The sequence below is a fragment of the Streptomyces sp. NPDC048606 genome (assembly GCF_040650855.1).
Lineage (GTDB): Bacteria > Actinomycetota > Actinomycetes > Streptomycetales > Streptomycetaceae > Streptomyces.
Genome location: NZ_JBEZIB010000012.1, coordinates 53,251 through 77,785 on the forward strand (window position 1 = coordinate 53,251; position 24,535 = coordinate 77,785).

At 74.9% G+C, this 24,535-nt stretch carries 21 protein-coding genes and 1 riboswitch; of the genes, 10 read left to right on the forward strand and 11 right to left on the reverse strand.

What is annotated here, in order from left to right:
• The first annotated feature begins 46 nt into the window (after positions 1-46).
• From AB0D01_RS15465 to AB0D01_RS15495, 7 genes are all read left to right on the forward strand, one after another.
• Positions 47-1,315, forward strand: coding sequence for an inorganic phosphate transporter (locus tag AB0D01_RS15465; protein ID WP_363055666.1), 1,269 nt, complete (start codon positions 47-49; stop codon positions 1,313-1,315).
• Between the two features lie 28 nt (positions 1,316-1,343).
• Positions 1,344-1,565 carry a hypothetical protein gene (locus tag AB0D01_RS15470; RefSeq protein WP_363055667.1) on the forward strand — a complete coding sequence of 74 codons (222 nt, stop codon included), beginning with the start codon at positions 1,344-1,346 and terminating at the stop codon, positions 1,563-1,565.
• 145 nt (positions 1,566-1,710) lie between these two features.
• A riboswitch (cobalamin riboswitch) is annotated at positions 1,711-1,797 on the forward strand.
• A gap of 57 nt (positions 1,798-1,854) precedes the next feature.
• Positions 1,855-2,829: a cobalamin biosynthesis protein gene (locus tag AB0D01_RS15475; RefSeq protein ID WP_363055668.1), complete on the forward strand. Its 975-nt coding sequence runs from the start codon at positions 1,855-1,857 to the stop codon at positions 2,827-2,829.
• Positions 2,826-4,346: a cobyric acid synthase gene (locus tag AB0D01_RS15480; protein ID WP_363055669.1), complete on the forward strand. Its 1,521-nt coding sequence runs from the start codon at positions 2,826-2,828 to the stop codon at positions 4,344-4,346. Before AB0D01_RS15475 ends, AB0D01_RS15480 begins: the two co-directional genes overlap by 4 nt.
• 151 nt (positions 4,347-4,497) lie before the next feature.
• Positions 4,498-6,639: a putative cobaltochelatase gene (locus AB0D01_RS15485; protein ID WP_363055670.1), complete on the forward strand. Its 2,142-nt coding sequence runs from the start codon at positions 4,498-4,500 to the stop codon at positions 6,637-6,639.
• Complete coding sequence (cobO, locus tag AB0D01_RS15490; protein WP_363055671.1) at positions 6,639-7,238, forward strand: cob(I)yrinic acid a,c-diamide adenosyltransferase; 600 nt, start codon at positions 6,639-6,641, stop codon at positions 7,236-7,238. Before AB0D01_RS15485 ends, cobO begins: the two co-directional genes overlap by 1 nt.
• Positions 7,238-8,689 (forward strand): cobyrinate a,c-diamide synthase, encoded by a 1,452-nt coding sequence (locus AB0D01_RS15495; protein WP_363055672.1) that lies wholly within the window; start codon positions 7,238-7,240, stop codon positions 8,687-8,689. Before cobO ends, AB0D01_RS15495 begins: the two co-directional genes overlap by 1 nt.
• A gap of 109 nt (positions 8,690-8,798) precedes the next feature.
• Here AB0D01_RS15495 and AB0D01_RS15500 read toward each other — a convergent pair whose 3' ends face one another.
• Positions 8,799-9,524, reverse strand: coding sequence for a ZIP family metal transporter (locus AB0D01_RS15500; RefSeq protein WP_363055673.1), 726 nt, complete (start codon positions 9,522-9,524; stop codon positions 8,799-8,801).
• 161 nt (positions 9,525-9,685) lie between these two features.
• Between AB0D01_RS15500 and cobC the strand changes: the two genes are divergently transcribed.
• On the forward strand, positions 9,686-11,098 hold the full coding sequence (cobC, locus tag AB0D01_RS15505; protein WP_363055805.1) for an Rv2231c family pyridoxal phosphate-dependent protein CobC: 1,413 nt from the start codon (positions 9,686-9,688) through the stop codon (positions 11,096-11,098).
• A 240-nt stretch (positions 11,099-11,338) separates the two neighbouring features.
• Positions 11,339-12,550, forward strand: a complete 1,212-nt coding sequence (locus AB0D01_RS15510) for a CapA family protein (protein WP_363055674.1) — start codon at positions 11,339-11,341, stop codon at positions 12,548-12,550.
• A 22-nt stretch (positions 12,551-12,572) separates the two neighbouring features.
• Here the strand turns inward: AB0D01_RS15510 and AB0D01_RS15515 are convergent, their stop codons facing one another.
• On the reverse strand, positions 12,573-13,529 hold the full coding sequence (locus tag AB0D01_RS15515) for an SCO1860 family LAETG-anchored protein (RefSeq protein ID WP_363055675.1): 957 nt from the start codon (positions 13,527-13,529) through the stop codon (positions 12,573-12,575).
• Positions 13,530-13,845: 316 nt separating this feature from the next.
• The gene (locus AB0D01_RS15520; protein ID WP_363055676.1) at positions 13,846-14,940 is read right to left on the reverse strand and encodes an amidohydrolase family protein; all 1,095 of its coding nucleotides are present in this window, start codon (positions 14,938-14,940) and stop codon (positions 13,846-13,848) included.
• A 64-nt stretch (positions 14,941-15,004) separates the two neighbouring features.
• Here AB0D01_RS15520 and AB0D01_RS15525 point away from each other — a divergent pair, with 64 nt between their 5' ends.
• On the forward strand, positions 15,005-16,075 hold the full coding sequence (locus AB0D01_RS15525; RefSeq protein ID WP_363055677.1) for an aminotransferase class V-fold PLP-dependent enzyme: 1,071 nt from the start codon (positions 15,005-15,007) through the stop codon (positions 16,073-16,075).
• Positions 16,076-16,087: 12 nt separating this feature from the next.
• Here the strand turns inward: AB0D01_RS15525 and AB0D01_RS15530 are convergent, their stop codons facing one another.
• From AB0D01_RS15530 to AB0D01_RS15565, 8 genes are all read right to left on the reverse strand, one after another.
• Positions 16,088-17,146 carry an aminotransferase class V-fold PLP-dependent enzyme gene (locus AB0D01_RS15530; protein ID WP_363055678.1) on the reverse strand — a complete coding sequence of 353 codons (1,059 nt, stop codon included), beginning with the start codon at positions 17,144-17,146 and terminating at the stop codon, positions 16,088-16,090.
• A 72-nt stretch (positions 17,147-17,218) separates the two neighbouring features.
• Complete coding sequence (locus tag AB0D01_RS15535; RefSeq protein WP_363055679.1) at positions 17,219-17,926, reverse strand: DsbA family oxidoreductase; 708 nt, start codon at positions 17,924-17,926, stop codon at positions 17,219-17,221.
• 138 nt (positions 17,927-18,064) lie between these two features.
• Positions 18,065-18,562, reverse strand: a complete 498-nt coding sequence (locus AB0D01_RS15540) for a GNAT family N-acetyltransferase (protein ID WP_363055680.1) — start codon at positions 18,560-18,562, stop codon at positions 18,065-18,067.
• Positions 18,563-18,626: 64 nt separating this feature from the next.
• The gene (locus AB0D01_RS15545) at positions 18,627-20,075 is read right to left on the reverse strand and encodes a penicillin-binding protein 2 (RefSeq protein ID WP_363055681.1); all 1,449 of its coding nucleotides are present in this window, start codon (positions 20,073-20,075) and stop codon (positions 18,627-18,629) included.
• 62 nt (positions 20,076-20,137) lie between these two features.
• Entirely contained in the window at positions 20,138-20,803 is a 666-nt protein-coding gene (locus AB0D01_RS15550) for a response regulator transcription factor (RefSeq protein WP_363055682.1), read from the reverse strand.
• The gene (locus AB0D01_RS15555) at positions 20,800-22,182 is read right to left on the reverse strand and encodes a histidine kinase (RefSeq protein ID WP_363055806.1); all 1,383 of its coding nucleotides are present in this window, start codon (positions 22,180-22,182) and stop codon (positions 20,800-20,802) included. Before AB0D01_RS15555 ends, AB0D01_RS15550 begins: the two co-directional genes overlap by 4 nt.
• 205 nt (positions 22,183-22,387) lie before the next feature.
• Positions 22,388-23,437: a hypothetical protein gene (locus tag AB0D01_RS15560; protein ID WP_363055683.1), complete on the reverse strand. Its 1,050-nt coding sequence runs from the start codon at positions 23,435-23,437 to the stop codon at positions 22,388-22,390.
• 97 nt (positions 23,438-23,534) lie between these two features.
• Positions 23,535-24,413, reverse strand: coding sequence for an IclR family transcriptional regulator (locus AB0D01_RS15565; protein ID WP_363055684.1), 879 nt, complete (start codon positions 24,411-24,413; stop codon positions 23,535-23,537).
• Positions 24,414-24,535 lie beyond the last annotated feature (122 nt).

Genomic DNA, 24,535 nt, shown 5'->3' on the forward strand with positions numbered 1-24,535 from the left:
TGCCTACGGTCGCCGAGCCACTGACGTCAAACAGAAGCCTGGGTAAATGGAGCACATAACGCTTCTCCTCGGGATCGTGATCATCACCGCTCTCGTGTTCGACTTCACGAACGGTTTCCACGACACGGCCAACGCGATGGCCACCACCATCTCGACCGGCGCCCTCAAGCCCAAGACGGCGGTGGCCATGTCCGCCGTGCTCAACCTCGTCGGCGCGTTCATGTCCGTGGAGGTCGCCAAGACGATCTCCAAGGGCCTCGTCAACGAAGAGGGCATCCAGCCGGAAGTGATCTACGCCGCCCTGGTCGGCGCGATCCTCTGGAACCTCGTCACCTGGCTGGTCGGCCTCCCCTCCAGCTCCTCGCACGCCCTGATGGGTGGCCTCATCGGTGCCGCGGTCGCCTCCGCCGGCCTCGGCGCGGTCAACGGCGGCGTCGTCGTCACCAAGGTGCTGATCCCGGCGATCGCCGCGCCGATCGTGGCCGGTGTGGCCGCGATGCTGGCCGCGAAGATCACGTACAGGCTGAACGACAAGGTCGGCGCGAAGACCTCCGCCAAGGGGTACCGCGCGGGCCAGATCGCCTCGGCCGGTCTCGTCTCGCTGGCGCACGGCACCAACGACGCGCAGAAGACGATGGGCATCATCACCCTGGCGCTCGTCGCCGGTGGCGCCCTGGCCCCCGGCTCCAACCCGCCGGTGTGGGTCATCGTCTCCGCCGGTGTGGCCATCGCCCTCGGCACCTACCTGGGCGGCTGGCGCATCATCCGCACCATGGGCAGCGGCCTGACCGACCTCCAGCCGCAGCAGGGCTTCGCCGCCCAGACCTCGGCCGCGAGCGTCATCCTGGCCTCCTCCAGCCTCGGCTTCTCCCTCTCCACCACCCACGCCTGCTCCGGCGCGGTCATGGGCGCGGGCCTGGGCCGCAAGGGCGGCGTCGTCCGCTGGTCCACCGCGACCCGCATGTTCGTCGCCTGGGGCCTGACCCTGCCGGCCGCCGCCCTGGTCGCGTCCGTCGCCGAGCTGGTCATGCGCACCGGTGACGTCGGCGTCGGCGCCGTGACGGTCTTCCTCGTCGGCTCCTGCCTCGCCATCTGGCTGATCTCGCGCCGCCAGGTCGTCGACCACACCAACGTCAACGACGTGGCTCCGGCCGCCGACGAGCAGCCGGGCGTGGTCACCACCGCCATGGCCGCCGTCGCCGTCCCGCCGGCCGCCGGTACCACCGCGGCCGTGACCGACGAGGACCTCAAGGCCACCATCCCGGCCGCGACGGCCAACCCGGCGACCCCCGCGGCCCCGGCCGCGGCGGTCTGACCCCGAGAACGACAGAGGAAACGGCAGTATGAAGATCGACTGGGCAGCACTCGGCTCCGTCTTCGGAGTCAGCCTCTCGGCCACCGTCGCCCTCGTGGCCCTCTTCACCCTGGGCCTGGTGGGCCTGTCCCGGCACGAGGCCGCCACCGAGCAGGGCGGCACCGCCACCCTCGCCCGCACCGGCGCCTACGCCTGCTTCGCGGTCTGCACCGCGGCCGTGGCCTACGCGATCTACCTGATCGTCAGCTGACGACGCCCGACACCGTGACGGCTCCCTCCGGGTTCTCCGGAGGGGGCTTTCGCGTACCCGGCCCCGCTCCCCTTCGCAGGTCAACAGCGAGTTGACGGGCGTTCGCGGGGCGTGGTGGACTGCCCGAGCCATCACGGCGGCATGGAGAGGAAGTCCGGTGCGAATCCGGCGCGGTCCCGCCACTGTCACCGGGGAGCGCACGCCGCGCGTGCGCCCCGGGAGCCAGGAACTCTCGCCGCCGGACACGTCGAACCAGGGCGCGGACCCTGAGTGAGGACATACCTGCACCATGCGTGCCGATCGCGTCTTCGCGTACGGCGTCACGGCGGGCCTGATCGGCGACCGGATCCTCGGGGATCCGCGCCGCGGGCACCCCGTGGCCGCCTTCGGTAGGGCCGCGGCCGCGGTCGAACGAGCCCTGTGGCGCGACGACCGCGCCCGGGGCCTCCTGCACACCCTGGTGTGCGCCGGGGGCGCCACCGCCGTCGGCGTGCTCGGCGCCCGCGCCGTGCGCTCGCGGCCCGCCGCCGCCCGCGTCGCCCTGACCGCCGCCGCCACCTGGGCCGTGGTGGGCGGCACCTCGCTCGGCCGGGAGGCCCGCGCCATCGGCGGCGCGCTCGCCGTCGGCGACGACGAGGTGGCCCGGGAACGACTCCCCCACCTGTGCGGACGCGACCCGCAGGCCCTGGACGGCCCCGCGATGGCGCGGGCCGTCGTGGAATCCGTCGCCGAGAACACCTCAGACGCGGTCGTCGGCGCCCTGGTGTGGGGGGCCGTCGCCGGCGTCCCCGGCCTGCTCGCCTTCCGCGCCGTGAACACCCTGGACGCGATGGTGGGCCACAAGTCCCCCCGCTACCTGCGCTACGGCTGGGCCTCCGCCCGCCTCGACGACCTGGCCGGCTGGCCGGGCGCCCGGCTGACGGCGCTCGCCGCCGTCGTGGCCGGCCCCGACCGGCGGGGCGCCGCCCTGGCCTGGCGCGCGGACGCCGCCGACCACCCCAGCCCGAACGCCGGCCCGGTCGAGGCCTCCTTCGCCGGGGCCCTCGGCGTCCGGCTCGGCGGGACCCTCTCCTACGGCGGCCGAATCGAGCACCGGGCCGTGCTGAACGGGGCGGCGGGCCGGCCGGTGGAGGTCGCCGACATCGAACGGGCCGTACGGCTCTCCCACCGGGTCACCTGGCTGGCGCTGGCGGCCTGCGTGGCGGCCCGCGCCCTCGTGGCCTCGGGCATCTCGCACGCGAAGAAGAGGGAAGGACGCGCATGAGCGGCGCGAAGCGCGGCGGCGGACTGCTGGTCGCCGGTACGACGTCGGACGCGGGCAAGAGCGTCGTCACGGCGGGCATCTGCCGCTGGCTGTCGCGCCAGGGCGTGAAGGTCGCGCCGTTCAAGGCGCAGAACATGTCGCTGAACTCCTTCGTGACGCGGGAGGGCGCCGAGATCGGCCGCGCGCAGGCCATGCAGGCGCAGGCGGCCCGCGTCGAGCCGACCGCCCTCATGAACCCGGTCCTGCTCAAGCCCGGCAGCGACCGCAGCAGCCAGGTGGTGCTGCTGGGCAAGCCGGTCGGCGAGATGAGCGCGCGCGGCTACCACGGGGGCCGTCAGGAACAGCTGCTCGGCATCGTCACCGACTGCCTGGAGCAACTGCGGGGCACGTATGACGCCGTGATCTGCGAGGGGGCGGGCAGTCCGGCCGAGATCAACCTGCGGCGGACCGACATCGTGAACATGGGCATCGCGCGCGCCGCGCGGTTCCCGGTGGTCGTGGTCGGGGACATCGACCGGGGCGGCGTCTTCGCGTCCTTCTTCGGGACGACGGCCCTGCTGTCGCCGCAGGACCAGTCGCTGATCGCCGGGTACCTGGTCAACAAGTTCCGCGGCGACGTGAGCCTGCTGGAGCCGGGCATGGAGATGCTGCGCGGCCTGACCGGGCGGGCCACCTACGGGGTCCTGCCCTACCGGCACGGCCTGGGCATCGACGAGGAGGACGGCCTGCGCGTGTCCCTGCGGGGCGCCGTGCGGGAGTCCGTGGTCGCGCCGCCGGTCGGCGAGGACGTGCTGCGGGTCGCGGTCTGCGCGGTGCCGCTGATGTCGAACTTCACCGACGTCGACGCGCTGGCGGCGGAGCCGGGCGTGGTCGTGCGGTTCGTGGACCGGGCCGAGGAGCTGGCCGACGCGGACCTGGTCGTCGTACCGGGCACGCGCGGCACCGTGAAGGCGCTGGCGTGGCTGCGGGAACGCGGTCTGGCCGACGCGCTGGTGCGGCGGGCCGCCGAGGGGCGGCCGGTGCTGGGCATCTGCGGCGGGTTCCAGGCGCTGGGCGAGCGGATCGAGGACGAGGTCGAATCGCGGGCGGGGACGGTGGACGGCCTCGGCCTGCTGCCGGTGCGCGTCCGCTTCGCGCGCGAGAAGACCCTGGCCCGGCCGACGGGCACGGCGCTGGGCGAGGAGGTCTTCGGCTACGAGATCCACCACGGGGTGGCCGAGGTGCTGGGCGGGGAGCCGTTCCTCGACGGCTGCCGGGTCGGGTCGGTGTGGGGCACCCACTGGCACGGCTCGCTGGAGTCGGACGGCTTCCGCCGGGCGTTCCTGCGCGAGGTCGCCTCCGCCGCCGGACGCCGCTTCGTCCCCGCGCCGGACACCTCCTTCGGGGCGCTGCGCGAGGAACAGCTCGACCTGCTGGGCGACCTCATCGCGGAGCACGCCGACACCGACGCGCTGCTGCGACTGATCGAGGAGGGCGCCCCGGTGGGCCTGCCCTTCCTCCCCCCGGGCGCCCCGTGAGGCGCCCGGCCCGGCGGGGGGCCGTCGCCGCCCCGCCCGGGCGCCGCCGCTCGCCCGCACCGCACGCCCGGTCCGCGGACGCCCGCGGACTCACCCCTACCCGGACCCGTACCCGTACCCGCACGCGTACCCGTACAGAGGAAGGCACCGCATGAGCACCCCCTATCCGTTCACCGCAGTGGTCGGCCAGAACGACCTGCGGCTGGCGCTCCTGCTCAACGCCGTGAGCCCGGCGGTCGGCGGCGTGCTCGTGCGCGGCGAGAAGGGCACCGCCAAGTCGACCGCCGTGCGCGCGCTGTCCGCGCTGCTGCCGCAGGTCGACGTCGTCCCCGGCTGCCGGTTCAGCTGCGCGCCCGCCGCGCCCTACCCGTCCTGCCCCGACGGCCCCCACGAGGAGGGCCCCGGCGGCGCCCGACCGGCGCGGATGGTCGAGCTGCCGGTCGGCGCCTCCGAGGACCGGCTCGTCGGAGCCCTCGACATCGAGCGGGCCCTGTCCGAGGGCGTCAAGGCCTTCGAACCCGGTCTGCTCGCCGACGCGCACCGCGGGATCCTCTACGTCGACGAGGTCAACCTGCTCCACGACCACCTGGTCGACGTGCTCCTCGACGCCGCCGCCATGGGCGCCTCGTACGTCGAGCGCGAGGGCGTCTCCGTGCGCCACGCGGCCCGCTTCCTGCTCGTCGGCACCATGAACCCGGAGGAGGGCGAGCTGCGCCCGCAGCTCCTCGACCGGTTCGGGCTGACCGTGGAGGTGGCGGCCTCCCGCGAGCCCGCCCAGCGCGTCGAGGTGGTGCGCCGCCGGCTCGCCTACGAGGACGACCCGGCCGGCTTCGCGGACCGCTGGGCCGAGGACGAGGCGGACGTGCGCGCCCGCGTGGTGGCCGCCCGGGCGCTGCTGCCGCAGGTCCGCCTCGGCGACACCGCGCTGCTGCGGATCGCCGCGACCTGCGCCGGTTTCGAGGTCGACGGCATGCGCGCCGACATCGTGATGGCGCGGACGGCCACCGCGCTGGCGGCCTGGGCGGGGCGGGTCGACGTGCTGAAGGAGGACGTGCGCCAGGCCGCGCTGCTGGCGCTCCCCCACCGGCGGCGCCGCAACCCCTTCGACGCGCCGGGCCTCGACGAGGACAGGCTCGACGAGATCCTGGACGGCTTCCCCGACGAGGAGCCCGACCCGGAGCCGGAGCCCGAGCCGCAGGGCCCGGACGACGGCGGCAGCGGCCCCGAGGACGACCCCGACGGGGGCGGTGGCGGCGGGGTTCCCCCGCAGGGCGGCGGACCCGAGGCGCCCGATACCCCCGAGGCCCGGGAGGCACCCGAGGCCCCGGAGGCTCTGGAGGCTCCCGAGGGGCCGTCGCAGGCGCCCGAGCCCTCCTCCGCCCCGGCGGCAGCGGCCCCCGAACAGGCCGCCGTACGGGCCTCCGAGCCCTTCCGCACCAAGATGCTCAGCGTGCCGGGCCTCGGCGAGGGCGCGGCGGGACGGCGCTCGCGCGCCCGTACCGCGCACGGCCGCACCACCGGCGCCACGCGTCCCCGGGGGCACCTGACGAAGCTGCACCTCGCGGCCACCGTCCAGGCCGCCGCCCCGCACCAGAAGGCGCGCGGGCGCAGCGGTCGGGGGCTGGTGGTCCGCAAGGACGACCTGCGCCAGGCCACCCGGGAGGGCCGCGAGGGCAACCTCGTGCTGTTCCTCGTCGACGCCTCCGGTTCCATGGCCGCCCGGCAGCGCATGAGCGCGGTCAAGGGCGCGGTGCTCTCCCTGTTGCTGGACGCCTACCAGCGCCGGGACAAGGTCGGCATGATCACCTTCCGGGGGGCGGGCGCCGAGCTGGCGCTGCCGCCGACCTCGTCCGTGGACACCGCGGCGACCCGGCTGGAACTGCTGCCGACGGGCGGGCGCACCCCGCTCGCCTCCGGGCTGCTCAAGGCCCGCGACGTCCTGCGCCTGGAACGGCTGCGGGACCCCTCGCGCCGGCCGCTGCTCGTGGTCGTCACCGACGGTCGGGCCACCTCGGCCGGGGACCTGGGCGGCGACCCCCGCGAGCTGTCCGGGCGCAGCGCCCGACTGCTGGCCGCCGAAGGGGTCACCTCCGTGGTCGTGGACTGCGAATCGGGCCCGGTGCGGCTGGGACTGGCCGGGGCGCTGGCCTCGGACCTGGGGGCACCCGCCGTGACCCTCGACGGGCTGCGGGCCGACTCGTTGGCCGGGCTCGTGAAGAACGTACGTACCGCGGTGACGTCCGCCGCACCCGGATCATCTTCCGCATCCACCGCCTCCAGGAGGGCCGCGTAATGCCGCAGGGACAGCCGTCCGTCGTTCCGGACGACGGACTCACGACGCGTCAGCGCCGCAACCGTCCGCTCGTCTTCGTCCACACCGGACCGGGCAAGGGCAAGTCGACGGCCGCGTTCGGGCTCGCGCTGCGCGCCTGGAACCAGGGCTGGCCGATCGGGGTGTTCCAGTTCGTCAAGTCGGCGAAGTGGAAGGTCGGCGAGGAGAACGCGCTCAAGGTGCTCGGCGCCTCGGGCGAGGGCGGCAGCGTCGTCTGGCACAAGATGGGCGAGGGCTGGTCCTGGGTCCAGCGCGACGCCCAGCTCGACAACGAGCAGGCGGCGAAGGAGGGTTGGGAGCAGGTCAAGCGCGACCTGGCCGCCGAGACGCACCGGCTGTACGTGCTCGACGAGTTCGCGTACCCGATGCACTGGGGCTGGATCGACGTCGACGAGGTCATCGAGGTGCTGCGCGACCGGCCCGGCACCCAGCACGTGGTGATCACGGGCCGCAACGCGCCGGCGAAGCTGGTGGAGTTCGCGGACCTCGTCACCGAGATGACCAAGGTCAAGCACCCGATGGACGCCGGCCAGAAGGGCCAGAAGGGCATCGAGTGGTGATGTCGTGCACCGTGCCGCGGCTGGTCATCGCCGCGCCGTCCTCCGGCAGCGGCAAGACCACCGTGGCGACGGGCCTGATGGCGGCCTTCGCGGAGCGCGGCCTCGCCGTGTCCCCGCACAAGGCCGGGCCCGACTACATCGACCCCGGCTACCACGCGCTGGCCACCGGCCGCCCGGGGCGCAACCTCGACGCCTTCATGTGCGGGCCGGAGTCGATCGCGCCGCTGTTCGCGCACGGCTCCGCCGGCTGCGACGTCGCGGTCGTCGAGGGCGTGATGGGCCTGTACGACGGGGCCGCCGGGCGCGGTGAACTGGCCTCGACGGCGCAGGTCGCGAAGCTGCTGCGGGCGCCGGTCGTGCTGGTCGTGGACGCCTCGTCGCAGTCCCGGTCTGTGGCGGCGCTGGTGCACGGCTTCGCCTCCTTCGACCCGCGGGTGCGCCTGGGCGGGGTCATCCTCAACAAGGTGGGCTCCGACCGGCACGAGGTGATGCTGCGGGAGGCGCTGGAGGAGGCCGGGACGCCGGTCCTCGGCGTGCTGCGCCGGGCCCCGCAGGTGGCGACGCCGTCGCGGCACCTGGGCCTGGTCCCGGTGGCCGAGCGTCGGGCCGACGCGCTGGCCGCCGTGGCCGCCCTGGCGGACCAGGTCCGGGCCGGCTGCGACCTGGAGGCGCTGATGGCCCTGGCCCGCTCGGCGCCGCCGCTGGAGTGCGAGCCGTGGTCGCCGCAGGGGGCCCTGTTCCCCGACCGCACCGAGCGGGGACCGGGCGTGCCGGTGATCGGGGCCGGGGGCGTCACGGGCCTCGGCCCGGACTCCGGCGCGCCCGTCGTCGCCGTCGCCGGCGGGGCCGCGTTCACGTTCTCCTACGCCGAGCACGCGGAGTTGCTCACCGCCGCCGGGGCACAGGTCGTCACCTTCGACCCGCTGCGCGACGAGCGGCTCCCGGAGCGCACCGCCGGCCTGGTGATCGGCGGCGGGTTCCCCGAGGTGTACGCGCCCGAGCTGTCGGCGAACGAGCCGCTGCGCCGGGCCGTGGCGGACTTCGCCGCGGCCGGCGGTCCGGTGGCCGCCGAGTGCGCGGGGCTGCTGTACCTGGCCCGTTCCCTGGACGGGAAGCCGATGTGCGGGGTCCTCGACGCCGACGCCCGGATGTCGGAGCGGCTCACGCTCGGGTACCGGGAGGCGGTGGCCGTGTCGGACAGCGCGCTCGCCGCGGCCGGCACCCGGCTGCGCGGCCACGAGTTCCACCGGACGGTGACCGAGCCGGGCGCGGGCGCCACCCCGGCCTGGGGGTTCACGCACCCGGAGCGGCGCGTGGAGGGCTTCGTCCAGGGCGGCGTGCACGCCAGTTACCTGCACACGCACTGGGCGGGGCAGCCGTCGGTGGCGCTGCGCTTCGCCGCGTCGGCGGCGGCCCGGGCGACGGTCGCGGCCGGGACGGCGGCCCCGTGAGGAACCGGTCGACGGGCCGGCCTTCGGGCCGGTCGACGGGCCGGCCTTCGGGCCGGTCGACGGGCCGGCCTTCGGGCCGGTCGACGGACCGGTCTTCGGGCCGGTGACCTCACTCCGCGAGGCCGACCACCAGCCAGATCCCGGCCACCCCGCCCACCGTGCACATCAGCGTGGACAGGGCGGGGTGGCGGTGGTGCGCCTCGGGCAGGATCTCGGCGGCGGCCAGGTACAGCAGGGCGCCTCCGAAGAAGCCGAGGTAGGCCCCGAGCGGTTCCTCCGGAAGGGTGAACAGCAAAGTGGACGCCGCGCCCACGACGGGGGCCACGGCGTCGGCGAAGAGCATCGCGAGGGCCCGCTTGCGGGCGTTCCCGTACAGGCTCGTGAGCGTGTACGTGTTGAACCCGTCGGCGAAGTCGTGGGTGATGACGGCCAGCGCCACGGCCACGCCCATGCCCCCGCCGACCTGGAACGCGGCGCCGAGGGCCACCCCGTCGGCGACGCTGTGGCCGACCATCGCGCCGGCCGCGGTCAGTCCGACCTGCGGGACGCGGGCCCCGTCCTCCGCGCCGTGCGCGGCCTGACGCACGGCCAGGACGCGTTCCACGACGTGGGCGACCAGGAAGCCCGCGACGAACAGCAGCAGGGCGAGCGGTACGCCGAAGACCTCCCGGCCCGCGGCGTGCAGGGCCTCCGGGAGCAGGTCGAGGCCGACGACGCCGAGCATCAGCCCGCCGGCGAGGCCCAGCACGAGGTGGCGGCGGTCGGTGACGCGTTGCGCCGTCCAGCCGCCCGCCAGGGTCATCAGGAACGCGCCCAGAGCCACGATCACCGCCATGTGCCCCTGCATACAGACTGGCGGGCGGGCGCGCACTTCCGTGCGCGGGTGGCGGACGCCACCGTGTTGACGAGGCCGACCGGTCCGACCGGGCCGGCGCAGCCGATGACGCAGACGGATCCGAGGGATCCGACGGAGGGAGGCCCCCGGTGGGCGAGGACGTGACCCGGTTGGTGGTCGGGGTGGGCGGACGCGCGGGGGTGTCCGTCGAGGAGGTCTGCGCGCTGGTCGAGGAGACCCTGCGGGGTGCGGGGCTGGCCGTCGCGGCGGTGACGGCGCTGGCCACGGTGGAGGCGAAGACCGGGGAGGCGGGGCTCGTCGGTGCGGCGAAACGATTCGGCGTCCCGCTGGTCGGCTACTCCGCCGAGGAGTTGGCCGCCGTCCGGGTCCCGCACCCCTCGACGGCCGTCCGGGACGCGGTCGGGACCGCCTCGGTGGCGGAGGCCGCGGCGCTGGCGGGCGGCGGGGAGCTGCTCGTGCCCAAGCGCCGTTCGGTCGCGGCGACCTGCGCCGTGGCCGCGGCGCGGGAGCACGACCTGCGCCACCACGGGGACGTGGAGGTGGTGGACGCGGGCGGCGCGCTCGTGGACCTCGCGGTGAACGTACGGTCGGACACTCCCCCGGCCTGGCTCCGGCAGCGGATCGCGGACAGCCTCGGGGACCTCGCCGCGTACCCGGACGGCCGGGCCGCGCGGGCGGCGGTGGCGGCCCGGCACGGGCTGCCGGTCGAGCGGGTGCTGCTCACGGCGGGGGCGGCGGAGGCGTTCGTACTGATCGCCCGGGCCCTGGGCGCCGAACGGCCGGTGGTGGTGCACCCGCAGTTCACCGAGCCGGAGGCGGCCCTGCGCGACGCGGGCCACCGGGTGGAACGGGTGCTGCTGCGGCCCGAGGACGGCTTCCGGCTGGACCCGGCGGCGGTGCCGCGCGACGCGGACCTCGTGGTCGTCGGCAACCCCACGAACCCGACGTCCGTCCTGCATCCGGCGGCCGACCTGACGGCGCTGGCCCGCCCCGGGCGGACCCTGGTGGTGGACGAGGCCTTCATGGACGCCGTCCCCGGGGAGCGGGAGGCGCTCGCCGGACGCATGGACGTGCCGGGGTTGGTGGTGCTGCGGAGCCTGACGAAGACCTGGGGACTGGCGGGGCTGCGGATCGGCTACGTCCTGGCCGAGCCGGAGGTGATCGCGAAGCTGGCGGCGGCCCAGCCGCTGTGGCCGGTGTCCACGCCGGCCCTGGTGGCCGCCGAGGCCTGCGTCGCGCCCCCGGCGCTGGCCGAGGCGGAGGAGGCGGCCCGGCGGATCGCGGTGGACCGGGAGCACCTGCTGGCCGGGCTCGCGGAGTTCGAGGAGATCACGACGGCCGGCCGGGCGGACGGACCGTTCGTGCTGATCCGGCTGGAGGGCGCGATGGAGGTACGCACCCGGCTGCGGGCCCTGGGCTTCGCGGTCCGGCGCGGGGACACCTTCCCCGGCCTCGACGCGTCCTGGCTGCGGCTGGCGGTCCGCGACCGGGCGACGACGGGCCGCCTCCTCCAGGCCCTGGACCACGCCCTGGCCCTGACCGGACGGGGCTAGGCACGCCGGCCGGGGCGGGCCCGGGTTCACGGGCCGGGCCGGGGGCCGGGCCGGCCGCGCCGGGTTCGGGGACCGGGCCGGGTGCACACCCGAGGCCGGGCCCGGTGCGGCGTCGGTCCACCGGCAGGCCGGGCCGGGGTGCTCGCCCCGACGGCGGGCGCGCCGGCGCCGGGGCGCCCGCCTACGATGGCGCCACCGGCCGCGGTGTCATCGCGGCGCGACGAGGACGGGGGCGGGCGGATGAGGGCAGCGGCGCGGATAGCCATGGCGCTGGCGGGAGTGGCGGTCGTGGGGGGCGGGATGTACGTCGCGCCCCGGCTGCTGGACGGCGCCGGTTCCGCCGCCGAGCAGCGGCTCCAGGCCAAACCCGGCACCGCCCCGGGCCGGTCGGGCAAGGAGGCGCCGTTCACGCTCGTGGCGACGGGCGACATCATCCCGTACCCGTCGATCATCCAGCGTTCGGCGACCGACGCGGGCCGGCCCGGGGAGTACGACTTCCGCCGGATCCTCGCCGGGGTCAAACCCCTGGTGTCCGCCGCCGACCTGGCGATGTGCCATCACGAGATACCGTACGGGAAGCCCGGCGGACCCTACACGGGCTATCCCACCTTCAAGGCCCCGCACCAGTTGGCCGACGCCCTGAAGGACGCCGGCTACGACAGCTGCTCCACCGCTTCCAACCACACCCTGGACGACGGCTACGACGGCCTCGTCCGCACCCTGGACCACCTCGACCGGGCCGGCATCCGGCACGTCGGTTCGGCCCGCAGCGCCGAGGAGGCCAAGGCCCCCGCGTGGTCGGAGGCCGGCGGCGCGAAGGTGGCCCAGCTGTCGTACACGTACGGCACGAACGGCATACCGGTCCCGCAGGGCAAGCCGTGGGCGGTCAACCTCATCGACGCGGACCGGATCATCGCCGACGCCCGCGCCGCGCGCGCGGCGGGAGCCCACGTGGTGGTGCTCAGCATCCACTGGGGCACCGAGTGGCAGACGGCCCCCGACCGGCAGCAGCTCGATCTGGCGCGGACGCTGACCGCCTCCAAGGGGGCCGACGGGCTCCCCGACCTCGACGTGATCATCGGCACCCACAACCACGTGCCGCAGCCCTACGAGAAGATCAACGGCACGTGGGTGGTCTTCGGGATGGGCGACCAGGTCGCCAGCTTCGTGCCGACCGACAAGCTCCGCGGCAACCAGTCCTCGGTGCCCCGGTTCACCTTCGCCCCGTCGGCCTCGCACGCGGGCCGCTGGGAGGTGGTGAAGGCCGAGTACCTCACGCAGTACTCGGACATGGGGCCGCCGTTCCGGGTCGTCTGCACCTCCTGCGCCGAGGGCGACGCCTCCCTGCCGGCCGCCAAGCGCACCGAGTACGCCCGGATCGACAAGGAGGTCACCGCGGCCGTGATGTCACGCGGCGCGGCTGCCGCGGGCCTGGAGCGCGCGACCCGCTAGGCAGCGGTGCCGGGCGAGGGGGTCAGGCCTTGCCGCGACGGGTCACCACGAGGGCGGCCGCGCCGATGCCGAGGAGGAGCAGCGCGCCGCCGGCGACGTACGGGGTGACCGAACCGGCGCCGGTCTCGGCGAGGTTGGCCCGGGAGGCGGGGCCGCCGGTGCCGGAGGCGACCGCGGCGGTACCGGCCTGCGGCTTGACGTCCGGCTTGGCGTCCGGCTCGGCCTCGGGCTTGACCTCCGGCTTGGCGTCCGGCTTCGCGGCGGCCTTCGGGGACTCGCAGTGCGCCTCGGCGAGGACGATCTCGCCGTCGACCCGGGCGACGTTCAGGTCGAGCGGGTTGACGGCGACCTTCAGGCTCAGGGCGGCCGCGGCGGCCGTGGTGGTGGTGGTCCGCGTGCCGGAGAGTTCCAGCTCGACCCGGCCGACGCCGGGGACTTCGAGCCTGGTCGGCGGGCCGCCCGCCGTGACGGTCACCTTCTTGCCGAGGGCCGTGACGGTGCCGAGGACGTTCGAGGTGGCCACCGGCTTCTTGCCGGCCTCGCAGACGGCCTTGGACGTGACCTTCTCCACCTCGATGAGGGAGAGGCTCGGCAGCCCCGGCACGTGCACCCGGGCGCGGGCGAGGTTGGCCTCGGCCTCGGCGCGGTTCTTGTCGGCGGTGGCCCTGGAGGTGGCGACGTCCGCCTTCAGGACGCTGACCGGCCTGCCCTGTTCGGCACCGTCGAGGGTGACGGTCAGGGCCGTCTTCTCGGCCGCGCCGGGGGCGCTGACCTCGTTGAGGGTGGCCTTCAGCGGCAGGTGGACGGTCTTGTTGAGCAGGCCCACGTCCAGCCCGGTCCGCAGGACGACGGCTCCGGACCTGCCCTCGCCGCTCGCGCCGTCGCCGCCCGTGGCGAGGGCGGGAGGGGCGGTGAGGAGGGCGACCGCCCCCGTGGCGAGGAGCACGGCCGCGGGCAGGCGGAAGGTGTTGCTGTTCAAGGTGGTGGAACCCCCGGGGAGATGGGCGCCGTCGCGCAGCCAATGGGGGACATCGCGCGCGCCGACGGCTTCGACGCTCGAAGTTTTACGCACTGTGAGTGAACGGGCGGCAACCTGACGTGAGTTCACCCCAAAGGGTGGTTTCCACTCACGTATTCGATTCTTGGCGCCCCATGCGTCCCGTGTGTCCCGCCTCGTTCCCGCGCTTTCCCCGCGTTCCGTCCCGAGCGGCCGGATCAGGCCATAGGAACGACGGACGGGGCGCCGAGGTCACGCCCCGTCAACACGCCTCCCCGGCGCCGTGCCGCGCCTTCCCTCACGCGCGGACGACCCCGTTCACCATCACCCGCCGCGGTCGCGCCAGGGCCCGTACGTCGGCCCGCGGGTCCTCCCCGTAGACCACGAGGTCGGCCGGCGCCCCCTCCGTCAGGCCGGGCCTGCCCAGCCAGGCGCGCGCCGCCCAGGTCGTCGCCGCGAGGGCGTCCAGCGGCGGGATCCCGGCCTTGACCAGCTCGGCCACCTCGGCGGCGACCAGCCCGTGCGGCAGCGAACCGCCCGCGTCCGTGCCGACGTAGACCCCGATCCCGGCGTCCCAGGCGGAGCGCACGGTGTCGTAGCGCCGCTCGTGCAGCCGGCGCATGTGCGCCGACCAGCGCGGGAACTTGGCGTCGCCGCCGGCCGCGAGCTTGGGGAACGTCGCGATGTTCACCAGCGTCGGGACGATCGCCACGCCGCGCTCGGCGAACAGCGGGATCGTGTCCTCGGTGAGCCCCGTGGCGTGTTCGACGCAGTCGATGCCCGCCTCGACCAGGTCGCGCAGGGAGTCCTCGGCGAAGCAGTGGGCCGTGACCCGCGCCCCGAGGCGGTGCGCCTCGGCGATGGCGGCCTCGACCTCCGCGCGCGGCCAGCAGGCCGTCAGGTCGCCGGCGTCCCGGTCGATCCAGTCGCCGACGAGTTTGACCCAGCCGTCGCCGCGCCGCGCCTCGCGCCCCACGTACTCAACGAGTTCGTCGGGCTCGATCTCGTGCGCGTAGTTGCGGATGTAGCGCCGGGTCCGGGCGATGTGCCGACCGGCCCGGATGACCTTCGGGAGGTCCTCGCGGTCGTCGATCCAGCGGGTGTCGGAGGGGGATCCGGCGTCGCGGATCAGCAGCGTGCCGGCGTCGCGGTCGGTGAGGGCCTGCCGCTCGGCGGTCGCGGCGTCGACCGGACCGTGCGCGTCGAGGCCCACGTGGCAGTGGGCGTCGACCAGGCCCGGCAGGACCCAGCCGGTGACCGTGGTGACCTCCCGGGCGGCGGTCGGCCGCTCCCAGGTGATCCGACCACCGACGACCCAGAGTTCGTCGCGCGCCTCGTGGGGCCCGACGAGCACTCTTCCCTTCACATGGAGCACACCGTTGTGATCACTCATATCGGCACTGTACGTGCGCGCCGGATACCCTCACCGGGAAACCCCCGACGAGGAGAGCACCGCCGTGACCCACCCCCTGCTGGACCTTCCGCCGCTCGACGCCGAGCGCTTCGCCTCGATCGAGCGGGGGGTCGCCGAACTCCTCGGCACCCGGCAGGACGTGGTGATCACCCAGGGCGAGGCGCTGCTGCCGCTGGAGGGGTGCATCCGCTCGGGCGCCCGCCCCGGTTCGGTGGCCCTGAACATCGTGACCGGCCCCTACGGCACCACCTTCGGCAACTGGCTGCGGGACGCGGGCGCCGACGTGGTCGACCTCGCGGTCCCCTTCGACACGGCGGTGAGCGGCGAGCGGGTGGCGCGCGCGCTGGCCGAGCGCCCGGAGATCGACTTCGTCTCGCTGGTGCACGCGGAGGCCGCCACCGGCAACACCAACCCGGTCGCGGAGATCGGCGAGGCCGTACGCGCCCACGGGGCGCTGTTCATGCTGGACGCGGTGGCCTCCGTCGGGGCCGAGCCGCTGCTGCCGGACGCCTGGGGCGTCGACCTGTGCGTGATCGGCGCGCAGAAGGCGATGGGCGGACCGGCGGGGGTCTCGGCGGTGTCGGTCTCGGAGCGCGCGTGGGAGCGGTTCGCCGCGAACCCGGCGGCTCCGCGCCGCTCCTACCTGTCCCTGCTGGACTGGAAGGAGCGCTGGATCGACGGCGGGCGCAAGGCGCTGCTGCACGCGCCGGCGCAGCTGGAGATGCTGGCGCTGGAGGCGTGCCTGGAGGCCATCGCGCGCGAGGGCCTGCCGGGCGTGCTGGGTCGGCACGTCGCCGCCGCCGACGCCACGCGGGCGGGCGCCGCGGCGCTCGGGGTGGCCCCGTGGGTGGCCGACCGGGCGCAGGCGGCGCCGGTGGCGACCACGCTGCGGGTCGCGGACGCCTCCGCGGTGGTGGCGAAGGCCCTGGCGGCGCGGCCCTCGGCCCCGCTGGCGGCGGGCGGCGGGGCGCTGGCCGGCGAGATGGTCCGGGTCAACCACTACGGTGCGGCGGCCTCGCCCGCGGCGGTCGAGGAGGCGCTGCGGGCCCTCGCCTCGGCCCTGGGCGCCGACCCGACCCCGGCCCTCGCGGCGGCGTCGGCGGCCTGGCGGTAGGCACGGGGCCGGTCAGCCGGCGAGAACGTCGAGGAGTCGGTCCACGTCCGCCTCGGTGTTGTAGAGGTGGAACGAGGCGCGCAGGGATCCGGCGCGGGCCGCGGTGGCCACCCCGGCGGCCAGCAGCCCGGCCTGGCGGTGCGCGAGGCCGGGGACGGAGACGATGGGCGCCGCGCCCGGTACGGGTTCGTGCCCGAGGCGGGCGAGGCCCTCGCGGTAGCGGGTGGCCAGGGCGGTGTCGTGGGCGTGGACGGCGTCGATCCCGATCCGCTCCAGCAGCGCCAGCCCGGGTTCGGCGGCGTGGTAGGAGAGGAAGGCCGGGGACTCGTCGAAGCGGCGGGCGCCGGGGCCCAGTTCCCGCACGGGCCCGTACGTGGCCTCCCACATCGAGGCGGCGGCCACCCAGCCGGCGTGCAGCGGGGTCAGCGTGGCCTGCGCCTCCTCGGAGACCGTCAGGTACGAGGCCCCGCGCGAGCCCAGCAGCCACTTGTACCCGGCCGTGACCGTGTAGTCGTAGGGCGTGGCGTCGAAGGGCAGCCAGCCGGCGGCCTGGGTGGCGTCCACGAGCATCCGGGCCCCGTGGGCGCCGGTCGCGGCGCGGATCCCGGCGAGGTCGGCCGCGCGCCCGTCGGCGGACTGTACGGCGCTCAGCGCGACCAGCGCGGTGTCCGGCCCGACGGCCTCCGCGATCGCCTCCAGCGGGGCGAACCGGACCGAGAGGTCGCCGCGCACCACGAACGGGTTCATGACGGAGGCGAAGTCGCCTTCGGGGACCAGGACTTCGGCGCCGGCCGGCAGCGCCGCCGCCACCAGGCCGACGTGGGTGGCCACGGCCGAGCCGACGGCGACCCGGGAGGGGTCGACGCCGACCAGCCGGGCGAAGGAGTCCCGCACCCGGTCCACCCGGTCGAAGTCGCCGAAGCCCGCGGCCTCTCCGGCCCCGGCCGCATCGGCCAGGGCCCGCACCTCGGCGACCGCGGAACGCGGCAGGATGCAGCCGGTCGCGGTGTTGAGGTAGGTGGTGGAGGGCGCGAACTCGGCGCGGGACACGTCGGAGAGCGAGAGATCCATGGCGTCAACTCTGCGCCACGGACCCCTCGTCGTCCACGTACGCGGCCCGGCGGGCGATCCGCCGGTCCCTCGTCAGGCCTGCGGGACGGCGCAGGCGCCGTCCGGGGCGCAGGCGTCGGCGGCCGGGGCGGCCTCGATGGTCTCGCGACCCGCCCAGGCCTGCTCCAGGGCCTGGGTGAAGACCTCGGCGGGCTGTCCGCCGGAGATGCCGTAGCGGCGGTCCAGGACGAAGAACGGGACGGCGTTGGCGCCGAGTTCGGCCGCCTCGCGCTCGTCGGCGCGGACCTCGTCGGCGTAGGCGGAGTCGTCGGCGAGGACCGAGCGGACCTCGGCCTCCTCCAGCCCGGCCTCGACGGCGAGCGCGACGAGCACCTCGGGGTCGAAGACGGAGCGCTCCTCGGCGAAGTTGGCGCGGAAGGCGAGGTCGAGCAGTTCCTCCTGGCGGCCGCGGGCGGCGGCCAGGTGCAGCAGGCGGTGGATGTCGAAGGTGTTGCCGTGGTCGCGGCCGTCGACGCGGTAGTCCAGGCCCTCGGCGCGGGCGGCGCCCGCCACGTGCTCCTCCATGCCGCGCGCCTCGTCGAGGGTGCGGCCGTACTTGCGGGCGAGCATCTCGACGACGGGCGCGGTGACGCCCTTGGCGCCGTGCGGGTCGAGTTCGAAGGAACGGAAGACGACCTCTACCTCGTCGCGGTGCGCGAAGTCGGCCAGTCCCTTGGTGAAACGGGCCTTGCCGATGTAGCACCAGGGGCAGGCGATGTCGCTCCAGATCTCGACGCGCATGTTCCTTCTTCTCTCCGGGTTCACTGACGGGTTCGCTGACGGGTTCGCTGACGGATTCACCGACGGGTTAGGCGACGGATCCGCCGACAGAACGGTTTCTGCTTCAACCATCCCTCGGTCCGTCTCATTCCCCGGACGTCACGCGGCGGGTGTGCCCTGCGCCACCCGGAGCCACAGGACGCGGTGCGAGCCGGTGCGGGGGGCGTCCCGGGGGTCCGGGCGCCAGCCGTGGGAGGCGTAGAAGGCCTGGGCGCGGAGGTTGTGCTCGTAGACCTCCAGGCGGACGCGGTCGACGCCGGCGCGGCGCCAGGCGTCGAGGCAGGCGGCGTGCAGGGCGGCGCCGGTGCCCCGGCGCCAGTGGTCGGGGTCGACGTGCAGCTGGGTGAGGGTGGTCACGCCGTCGGCGGTGCGGAAGGCCGCCACGCCCGTGACGCGGCCGTCCCGCTCGGCGCACAGCACCGCGCCGTCGCCCTGCGCGCGGGCCACCGCGCGCGCCCAGCCCTCGCGGAACCGGGCGACCTCGACCGCGCCCGCGTAGGCGCCTTCGGCGAGGTGACCCCGGTAGTAGGTGGCGCGGGCCCGGGTGTGGAGGGCGGCGATGGCGTCGAGGTCGGAGGGCAACGCGGTCCGGATCACGGAAGGGAGAACGCGCCGGGAAGGGAGTCGGGTTCCCGGCGCGTCCGCCCCGAAGGGGGCGCGGCTACTTCTTCAGCCACGCCGCCATCATCTTCTGCGCGATCGGCGCGGCCAGCTTGCCGCCGCCGATCTCGGAGCGGTCGGTGTCCGAGTTCTCGATCATCACGGCCACGGCGATCTGCTTGTCGCCGGCCTTGCCGTACGAGGTGAACCAGGCCAGCGGCGGGATGCTGTTGTTCTCGCCGCGCTGGGCGGTGCCCGTCTTGCCGCCCACCTCGGCGCCCGCGACCTGGGCGGGCTTGCCGCCGCCCTCGGCGGCGACCGTGCGCATGGCGTCCTGGAGCATCGAGGCGGTCTTCGCGCCCATCACCTGCCGGGACTTCGAGTCCTTGAAGCTCTCCAGCACGTTGCCGTTGGAGTCGGTCACCCCGGAGACCATGTGCGGGGCGACCAGCTTGCCGCCGTTCTCGATCGCGGCGGTCACCATGGCGATCTGGAGCGGGGTCGCCTGGACGTCGAACTGGCCGATGCCGGTCTGCGCGACCTGGTCGATCGACATCTTCTTCGACGGGTACTTGCTGGGCGGGTTGGTGCGGACCGGGGTGTCGATCTGCGTGTTGAAGCCCAGCTTCTCGGCCATCGCCCGCATCTTGTCCTGGCCGAGCTTGGAGGCGAGCTCCGCGAAGACGTTGTTGCAGGACAGCTTGAGCGCGGTGCGGGCCGAGACGTTGTTGCAGGCCGCGTCGCCCGCCTCGCTGGGCAGCTTCGTGCGGGTGCCCGGAATCGTGTACGGGGCCGCGATGCCGGTCGGCTGGTCGATGTTCGTGACCATGCCGTTCTCGATCGCCGCCGCCAGGGTGACCAGCTTGAAGGTGGAGCCGGGCGCCTGCGGCTTGCGCAGCGCGACGTTCTCCATGGCCTTGCCCTGGTCGGCCGACAGCTCCTGCCAGGCGGCCTTGTCGTTGGCGCCCGTGATGCGGCCCGGGTCGTAGGAGGGGTTGTTGACGACCGCGAGGATGGCGCCGGTCGCCGGGTCGATGGCCACGGCCGCGCCCTGCTTGCCGTCGAGGGCGTCGTAGGCGGCCTTCTGCACTCCCTTGTCGATGGTGGTCAGCACGTCGCCCGGGTCGGCGCGCTTGTTGGTGAGGGTGTCCATCACCGTCTTCAGCCGGGTGTCGGAGCCGTTGAGGATGTTCTTGTAGACGCCCTCCAACATGCTCGTGCCGTAGGCCTGGGAGCTGTAGCCGGTGATCGGCGCGTACAGCGGGCCGTCGACGTAGGTCCGCTTGTACCCGAAGTCCTTGCCGCCCGTCTTCGTGGAACCGGTGATCGCCTCCCCGCCCACGATGATGTTCCCCAACGGGTTCTCGAACTGCCCGATGAGGTTGCGCCGGTTGTTCTTGTCGTCTGCGAGGGCCTGGCCTTGATATGCCTGCACCCAGGTCACCCGCACCAAAAGGGCCAGCACCAGAAGCAGACAGAAGACCGACGCACGCCTGATCGTCTTGTTCATCCCCCAGAAGGACGCGTCAACGGCCCCGGGCGTTCCGCTCTGCCCCGATTGTGGCCTGCTTCTCAGCTTTTCTTCATGAGGAAGCCTCCCTCGTAGGCGGCGATGACGGCCTGGGTGCGGTCCCGAGAGCCGGTTTTCGCGAGGACGCCCGCCACGTGCGTCTTGACCGTCTGGGGGCCGACGCCGAGGCGCTCGCCGATCTCCTGGTTGGTCAGCCCGGTGGTCATCAGCCGCAGCACGTCCGCCTCCCGGTCGGTGAGCCGGCCCACCCAGGACGCGGCGGCCGGCGGGGCGCCGGCCGCGCGGGAGGCGGCCAGGGAGCGCACCGCCGCCGGGAACAGCAGCGAGTCGCCCCGGGCGACCAGGCGGACCGCCCCGATCAGCTCGTCGGGGTCGGCGCGCTTGAGGAGGAACCCGCAGGCGCCGGCGCGCAGCGCGTCGTAGACGTAGGCGTCGTTCTCGAAGGTGGTGACGACGACGATCCTCGGCGGCTCGGCCATCGTCGCGAGGATCCGCTCGGTCGCCCGGATGCCGTCGATCTCGGGCATGCGGACGTCCATCAGCACCACGTCGGGGGTGAGGGCGCGCGCGACCGAGACCGCCTCGGCGCCGGTCGCGGCCTCCCCGACGACCTCCAGGTCGGGCTCGGCGTCGAGGATGACGCGCAGGGCGGTGCGGACCATCCGCTCGTCGTCGGCGACGACCACGCGCAGCGGCGGTCGGCTCATCGGACCTCTCCTTCGGGGACGGGGACGGGGGCGGGGGCGGAGGCGGGGGGCGGGGCGGAGGTCGGGATCGGGGTCGACGCGGTGCCCGCCCGGCCGGTGGCGGTGGCGGTGGAAGTCGCGGCCTCGGTATCCGTGCCGGTGCCGGTTTCGGTATCGGTATCGGCGCCGAGGGGCAGGGTGGCGCGCAGGCGCCATCCCCCTTCGTACGGTCCCCCTTCGTACGGTCCCGCCTCGATCCGGCCGCCGAGCAGGACGGCCCGCTCGACGGCGCCCCGCAGGCCGCGGCCCCCGGTGGTGCGCTCCGGCCCGTCCGCCCCGGGGTCGGAGCGGGAGCGCGCGAGCGGGTTCGTCAAGGTGATCCCCAGTTCCCGCCGTCCGTCGTGGAGGTGGACCCCGATGTCCAGGGCGACCGGTCCGGACCCGTGGCGCAGGGCGTTGCTCAGGCCCTCCTGGACGATGCGGTACGCCTCGCGGGAGGTGATCGCCGGGAGCCGCGCCCAGTCCCCGGACCGCCCGGGATCCTGGCGGACGGCGACGACGGTGCCGCCGGCCCGGGTGCGGGCCAGCAGTCCGTCGAGGTCGGTGGCCAGGGTCGGTGCGGGAGCGGTGTCGCCGCGGGCCGGGTCGCCGTCGCGCAGCAGGCCCAGCACCGCGTCGAGCTCGCCGACCGTGCGCCGGGTGGTGTCCCGGATGGCGTCGAGGGCCTCCCGGACGAACTCCGGGTCGGTGTCGAGGACCCGCCGGGCGGCGGCGGCCTGGAGGGCGACGGCGCTCAGCGCGTGTCCGACGGCGTCGTGCAGCTCGCGCGCCAGCCGGTTGCGCACCGCGAGATCGGCCGCCCGCTCCTCGGCGGCGGCGAGCCGGTCCGCTGCCGTCGGCCCGAGGAGTACGGGGGCCAGCCGGGACAGCAGCATCCCCGCCCCGCCGCAGCACAGGGCCAGGGCGACCAGCAGCCCCGCCCCGATCAGGGGGGCGACCCAGGGCGCGTCCCCGAAGCCGAGCCAACCGAACCCGTACTCGGAATCGCGCAGCGCGGGGACGAACGGCAAGGCGAGCAGCACCACCGCCATCGGCGGTACGGCGAGGCTCGACGCGCTGACCAACGCGCCGATCCCCAGGTGCGCCGTCCACCAGGCCGAGGCCCGCCACCGGGCGGCCCACGAGCGGGCCGGCCCCTCCGCCGGCCGGACGCCGGGCACCCCGCACAGCGAGCGGACGGCCGCCACGGCCAGCGGTCTGATCAAACCGAGCAGCCCGGTGATCGCCACCAGGGGCAGGGCCGCCCCGTAGGCGACGAAGCTCAACGGCAGGGAGTTGAAGGCGTCCGCCCGGGTGCCCACGGTGACGCAGACCTGGCTGAGCAGGACGTAGGGCATCATCAGGGCCCCGCCGAGGATCAGGTGCACCCACCGCGACCAGGCCCGGGCCCGCAGGAACGGGTGCGCCCCGAACCCCCGATCCGGCCGACCCGCTCGCTCCGGCCGACCCGCCCGGGCCCGCCGCCCCGCCGCTTCCTCGCCGGTCGCGGCGCGCCGCGCCCCGCGCCCCCGGACCCGTCCCCCGACGACCATGTCCCGCACACCCTCAGCCCGTACGACGGGAGCGCAGCGACCGTACGACGACGATCGAGGCGAGCAGTCCCGTGATCATCTGGCCAGCGTAGATCAGCCCCATCACCCTCGTGTCCCCTTCGGCCCCGCCGATGTCCGGCGCGAGCAGGGCCACCGTCAACCAGCCGCCCCAGCACAGGGAGGCGGCGGCGCAGACCCAGGCGAGCGCCATCGGTGCCCGGGCCGACCGGGCCCCTCCGCGGGCCAAGAGGACCGCTCCGGTGGCGGCGCCGAGGACGAACAGGGCGAGGGCGGCCGACCCGGCGCCCGTCTCCGCCGAGTACAGGGCCACCCGCGCGGCGGGCAGCCCGGCGCTCCCCCCGAAGGCCCAGTACAGGTGGACCGCGGCCACCACCGCGCCCGTGACGACCGCGGCCGCCGTCACCACCCCCGTGGGTGACGGGAGCCGCGGGCCGAGCGAGCCCTGCCAGAGGCCGCCCCAGCGCTCCCGCGCATAGGGGACGAACAGTCCCATCAGGGCAAGGGCCTGGACGATGAAGCCCCCGTACACGACGCCGAAGACCCACGGGTCGAGGAAGGGTTCCCCGGCGGCCGGGGCCGTCTGGCCCGGGCCCACGACCCGGATCAGGAGTTGGACGGGTGAGGTGACGACGATCGGGGCGAGCAGCCCGGTGGCGACGAAGACCGGGAGGGTGAGGACCGGGGCCGGCACCCGCATCCCCCACGGGCGGGTCAGCACCAGGGCGAGCACGATCACGCAGGCGTCCATCGCCAGGGTCACCGCGTTGGCCACGACGAGGAAGGATCCGGACTCCAGCAGCACGCTGTCCGGCGGTATCCCGATCCGACTCCCGCCCAGCCAGGCCGCCTTGAGCGCCACGTACGGCAGGGTGGCGGCCACGGCGAGGGCCCGCAGGAGGCGCCGCCCCGTGCCGAGGCCCGCACCCCGGGGCGCGGCGGTCGGCGTCGGGCCGCGAGGCGGGACGCGGGTCGAGGCGGTGGTGGTGTCGGGCGGGCCGGCGGGGGCCGCCCGTTCCGTCGCGGAGACGTGTCGTGTGGTCATGTCCCCAACGGTCGCCCGCCCGGCGCCCCGCCGCCTCCCCCGCGCAGGTGAACCGCCTCCCCCGCACGGGGGAGGCGGCCTCGCCCCCGGGGTGGGCTCACATCCTGCGCGTCACCACGGACAGTCGGTCGCGCGCCTCGAACAGGGCCTGCCTGATGAGCCGTTCGTGCCCGGGCGTCAGCCGCGCCACCGGCACCGAGCAGCTCACCGCGTCCCGCGCCGGCGTCCGGTACGGGACGGCCACGCCGAAGCAGCGCAGTCCGAGCGTGTTTTCCTCGCGGTCCACCGCGTACCCCTGCTCCCGCACCAGCGCGAGCTCCTCCACCAGCCGTTCCCGGTCGGTGATGGTGTGCTGGGTGACCGCCTCCAACCGCTCCGGCAGCATCGCGCGCACCTCGTCGTCGGTGTGCGTGGCCAGCAGCGCCTTGCCGAGGGCGGTGGAGTGGACCGGCAGCCTGCGCCCCACGCGGGTGAAGGGACGCAGGTGGTGCCGGGACTGTCGGGTGGCGAGGTAGACGACGCTGGTTCCGTCCAGTCGGGCCAGGTGGATGGTCTCGGTGGTGTCGTCGGAGAGCCGGTCCAGGGTGGGCCGGGCGGCGGCGACGACCTCGTCCCCGTCGATGTAGGAGCTGCCGACGAGCAGGGCCCGTACGCCGATGCCGTAGCGCGTGCCGGTGGCGTCGGTCTCCACCCAGCCGAGGTTCACCAGGGTCCGCAGGAGCATGTACAGGCTGGACTTGGGCAGCGAGAGGTCGCTCTGGATGTCGGCGAGGCTGTGCAGACCGGGCCGGGCCGCGAAGTGTTCCAACAACAGGACGGTGCGTACCGCGGACTTCACGGGCGCCGCCGTCAGCGGACCGGCGACCGCGCCGCCACCCGAGGCGCCACCCGCTCCCCCGTCCACGTCGTCGCCCTCGGCACCGCCCCCGCCTCTGCCTCCGGAACCGGCGGGACCCCCGGACTCGGCTGTGCTCATGCGCCTGATTCCCCTCTGTTCGGCTCTGTCGCCTCTTGTCACGCGGTGGACGCGGAAATAGGGTCCGCAGCAGAAGCGATCATTCATCCACCGGAACGGCGTTCAGAATACTGAACGATCCA